Below are 3,881 nucleotides of genomic sequence, written 5' to 3' on the forward strand. Positions count from 1 at the left end.
CTATACATGGCACACCAACGCTATTACCCCCGCTTAACTTCTCCCAAATTTCGATTCCGGAGAAGTGCTACTAGCAATAAACATTGCCCACACATAATCCCTATAAACGCAAGTGAATTTTCTGATATTAAGTCTCATATACCATACATTTGCACCTTACTCGAATGTCATTCCCTCGAGAATATGCATGCAGTGCTGATCCCATATTCTGAGCCTATGCCTTGAACGTGCACCAACAACCGCGTATAGGCTCCTACCACAAAATTGCACTTCCACTGTGCGACAAGACAGTGTCGGGAAAATTGCATCTAGCGAAGAATTACAGCAAACATCATACATTACCAATGCATCACGCAAGCATGCATTATGCAGGTCAGTATTGCTGCACTAGCAAAATAACATCTGTGCAAGGCTCAATACACCACTTAGTATATCGATGCCTAAGGTCACGGAAGGTACCCTAAGCAGGTATCTGATAACCCAACCATGCAGTAAAAGCATCGGCATTTTATAATGGAAGAATAATACATGTTAAGACTAGCGTTCCACAAGCGTTAGATCTTGGGAAGCCTGAGAGAGTGGGCGAAGCTATCAGCAAGTTAGAATTAAAGCACGTGGTGATCACGTCGGTGGATAGAGACGATTCTGCCAGACGGTGGGGCAAGTCACCTCGCTAAGTGTATTCGGGAAATAAGAAAGCAGGACCCAAATGTGATCATAGAGATCCTAACACCAGATTTGCAGGGTAAGACGGGCGCGATGGGCATTATAGCTTCCGCAAGGCCTGATATATATAATCACAACTTGGAGACGGTTCCCAGATTATATGCAAGGGTGCGTCCTAGAGCTAAGTACTTCAATTCTTTACAGTTGTTGCAGCAAGTAAAGGATAAGACTCAGGGTGTATTCACAACGAAGTCGTGATTAATACTAGGGCTTGGTGAGCAGTAGGAAGAAGTATACCAGGTTATGGATGATCTTAGGTGTACGGGGGTTGACTTTCTTGTCTTGGGGCAGTATTTGTAACCTACAAAGGACAACATTGTTGTGAAGCGATATATTACCCCTGAGGAGTTTGAACAGTACAAGCGTATGGCGTACACAAGGGGTTTTTCTATGGTGGCGCCTGGTACGTTAGCGAGATCTTCATATAATGGAGTCATCGCAAACTTTGTAAGACTGGAGAGTATGTACTCCAAAAACAAAAACTTTTGATGTTAAGAATACTACTTCTGGAACATCAGTTGCTTATACTTCTAATTATATTAGCGACGATCTTTTCATATGCATTGCAGAACTCATTATCTAATGGGCTTAAACGCTTGTTTACTGAAGGAAGGTGGATTTTGGGATGAATGCTAACCATACCCAACAATGTTGAATCAGCCCTCTCAGCTATTTCCTGTCCACCTCCTTCACCAAAAAGGTGCGTTTTCTTACCTGTATCCACATCAAGAAAATAACTCATGTTTTCCACGATACCGAGCAACTTAACATCAAGGCTTTTTAGCATATCACATGTCTTCATGGCATGTATTACAGATAGTTCGTGAGGCGTTGATACAACAACGGTACCCGTAATACTATATCCTTGCGTGAGACTGATATGTACATCACCGGTACCCGGAGGAGTATCGATAATCATATAATCTCTGGCAGCCCATCTTGTACCCATGATCAACTTATTTATTGCCTTTGTGAGCATCGGACCACGCCATACAAGGGCTTTATCTTGATCCTCTATGATGTTGCCAATGGAAATGCTTTGCAGCCCGTGCATCTCTACCGGTATCATCATTCCGTCGTTGTCAACCTCAGCCAATACTCCAATTCCCAACAATCTAGGAATAGATGGCCCGTAAATATCTGCATCAACTAGAGCAACTTCATATCCTCGTGCTGACAACGTTAACGCCAGTTGTGCGGCCACAGTGGACTTACCTACCCCTCCCTTCCCCGAAGAAACAAGTAGCACATTTTTTATACCCTTGAGTTTTACCCTTGTTGGAACATTACTTTGCTGTTTTGCTGTTACCAAAGCAACTGTAACGCTGGAAATACCCGGTATTTTGTTCTTTATTACGGCAGAGCAATTATCTTTGAACTGCTGCTCCCAGAGAGCACTCTTTGGGTCAGAAATATGTAATATTATTCCTAAATCGCCTTTATTAATGGTGATGGACAGTTTGCCAATATCTGCGACCTTTTTTCCAGTATCATGATCAGTAACATCCTGTAACACGCAAAGCACTTCTTGTTCAGTCACCATAATTTGTAACAATTTAAGGAATAACTTCTAATGTGTACCACAGTTATGGTAAAACATGTTTACTTTTGTAACACACCTAATTATCATGCCCTCGTAGTTAGCGTTTTGGAGCAGTATGGTAGTAATACCCGGAAGTACATCGTTATCTCTAGCTAGAAGTGTGTCTGGCATGCTGGATGTGCCTATGGTGATCCCCTGTGTCAGCAGGTTTGCAGATGGGGAAATAAATCTTGAATTTCCTACGGGTGTAGCCGCAGGGAGTGGCCATGTAGTTCTTATGCAGTCTCTGAGTGCTCCTGCAAGCGATAATCTTATAGAGCTTACATTATTAACTGATGTGGTGCGTCGCACTTTGGCTCCTCAGCGGATTACTGCCGTAATTCCGTATTTGTGCTATTCGCGACAAGACAGGGTTATGCAGCGTGTTGATTCTCAGGAAACTTTTACGTCAGCACTGAGTGCGAAGGTGATCGCACGCATACTTAGCACCTCAGGATTGGATCACATCATAACTCTAGATCTGCATTCACAGCAGGCTGCTGGCTTTTTTGACGTGCCTTTTACTAATATCTCGGCCTACGATGTTTTTGTAGATTACCTCAGTGGAAGCAGCCTTCTTGAGAGACTGGTGATAGTTTCTCCTGACTACGGTGCTTTAGGTAGGGTTAGGGCATTTGTGCGCATGTTGTCTTCTAGGTATAACATGAATTCTATTCAGGTTGCTGTGATCGACAAGTATAGGGAAGGACCTGGAATCTCAGAGGTTATGCATGTTGTAGGCAACGTTCAGGATAGGCACTGTTTTATCCTCGATGATATTGTAGATTCTGGCGGCACGTTGTGTAATGCTGCCGCAGCATTGAAAACTCGTGGAGCTATAAGCGTACATAGCTTTATAACGCATGGTGTGTTATCTGGCCGGGCTGTTGATGCTATTGGAACTGCTGAGTTGGATTCCTTGGTCATCACCGACACGATTCATAATCCTGATAGGGTAAATTTACCAGAAAAGATCAAAGTGCTCTCCGTTGACAGGTTATTAAGCAACTATTTGCTTTCCCACGCTTTATGGAGGAAGAATTGAAGCCTGAAGAAGTTAGTAATACACATGTAAGTGTAAGCCGTGACGAGTTAGCTAGAGTGTCGAAGCTTGTGCGATTGCAGATCCCTGAAGAAGAAGTTGATACATATTGCAGGCAGCTCGCGGATGTCGTTTCGTGGTTTGATATGCTGGCAGAGGTAGATACAATTGATGTTGATCCTGTACTACATGGTGGAGTGCATAGTGTTTTGCCACTACGTCAAGATGAAGTGCATGAAGGTGATATGCGAGATCAGATTCTCTGTAATGCATCTAGTTCTGAAATGGGGTTTTTCGTCGTAAAGAAGGTTGTTGAATAGCTGGAGCACTTTTCAACCGGAGATTTTCTTTAAATCTGGAAGTACTATGTTGCTGGAACTTACTAGTCACCGATGTAGTGATTCGGGTAAGTGCTGGTAGGATTGCCTTTAAAGCAATTACAGATATCATGTTAATATAGAAAGTGTAGGGATACACATTGCGCTGCGTCTCAAGTGACAAAAGGTGCGGTATAGGATCTAAAAACTGAAA

3 protein-coding genes and 1 pseudogene are annotated in these 3,881 nt (G+C 43.1%); 3 read left to right on the forward strand and 1 reads right to left on the reverse strand.

Going from position 1 to position 3,881, the window contains the following annotated elements:
- Positions 1 to 521 precede the first annotated feature (521 nt).
- A pseudogene (locus KPX09_RS05820) lies at positions 522 to 1,215 on the forward strand (lipoyl synthase).
- Between the two features lie 25 nt (positions 1,216 to 1,240).
- On the opposite strand, the gene KPX09_RS04610 reads toward KPX09_RS05820, so the two are convergent.
- Positions 1,241 to 2,269, reverse strand: coding sequence for an Mrp/NBP35 family ATP-binding protein (locus KPX09_RS04610; RefSeq protein WP_249549202.1), 1,029 nt, complete (start codon positions 2,267 to 2,269; stop codon positions 1,241 to 1,243).
- A gap of 115 nt (positions 2,270 to 2,384) precedes the next feature.
- Here KPX09_RS04610 and KPX09_RS04615 point away from each other — a divergent pair, with 115 nt between their 5' ends.
- Together KPX09_RS04615 and gatC are read left to right on the forward strand one after the other, a co-directional pair.
- Positions 2,385 to 3,353, forward strand: coding sequence for a ribose-phosphate diphosphokinase (locus KPX09_RS04615; RefSeq protein WP_249549203.1), 969 nt, complete (start codon positions 2,385 to 2,387; stop codon positions 3,351 to 3,353).
- A complete protein-coding gene (gene gatC / locus KPX09_RS04620; RefSeq protein WP_249549204.1) occupies positions 3,338 to 3,670 on the forward strand; it encodes an Asp-tRNA(Asn)/Glu-tRNA(Gln) amidotransferase subunit GatC in 333 nt (110 codons plus the stop codon). Before KPX09_RS04615 ends, gatC begins: the two co-directional genes overlap by 16 nt.
- Positions 3,671 to 3,881: the final 211 nt, after the last annotated feature.

The sequence above is a fragment of the Anaplasma phagocytophilum genome (assembly GCF_023476575.1).
In the GTDB taxonomy this organism is placed as follows: domain Bacteria; phylum Pseudomonadota; class Alphaproteobacteria; order Rickettsiales; family Anaplasmataceae; genus Anaplasma; species Anaplasma phagocytophilum_A.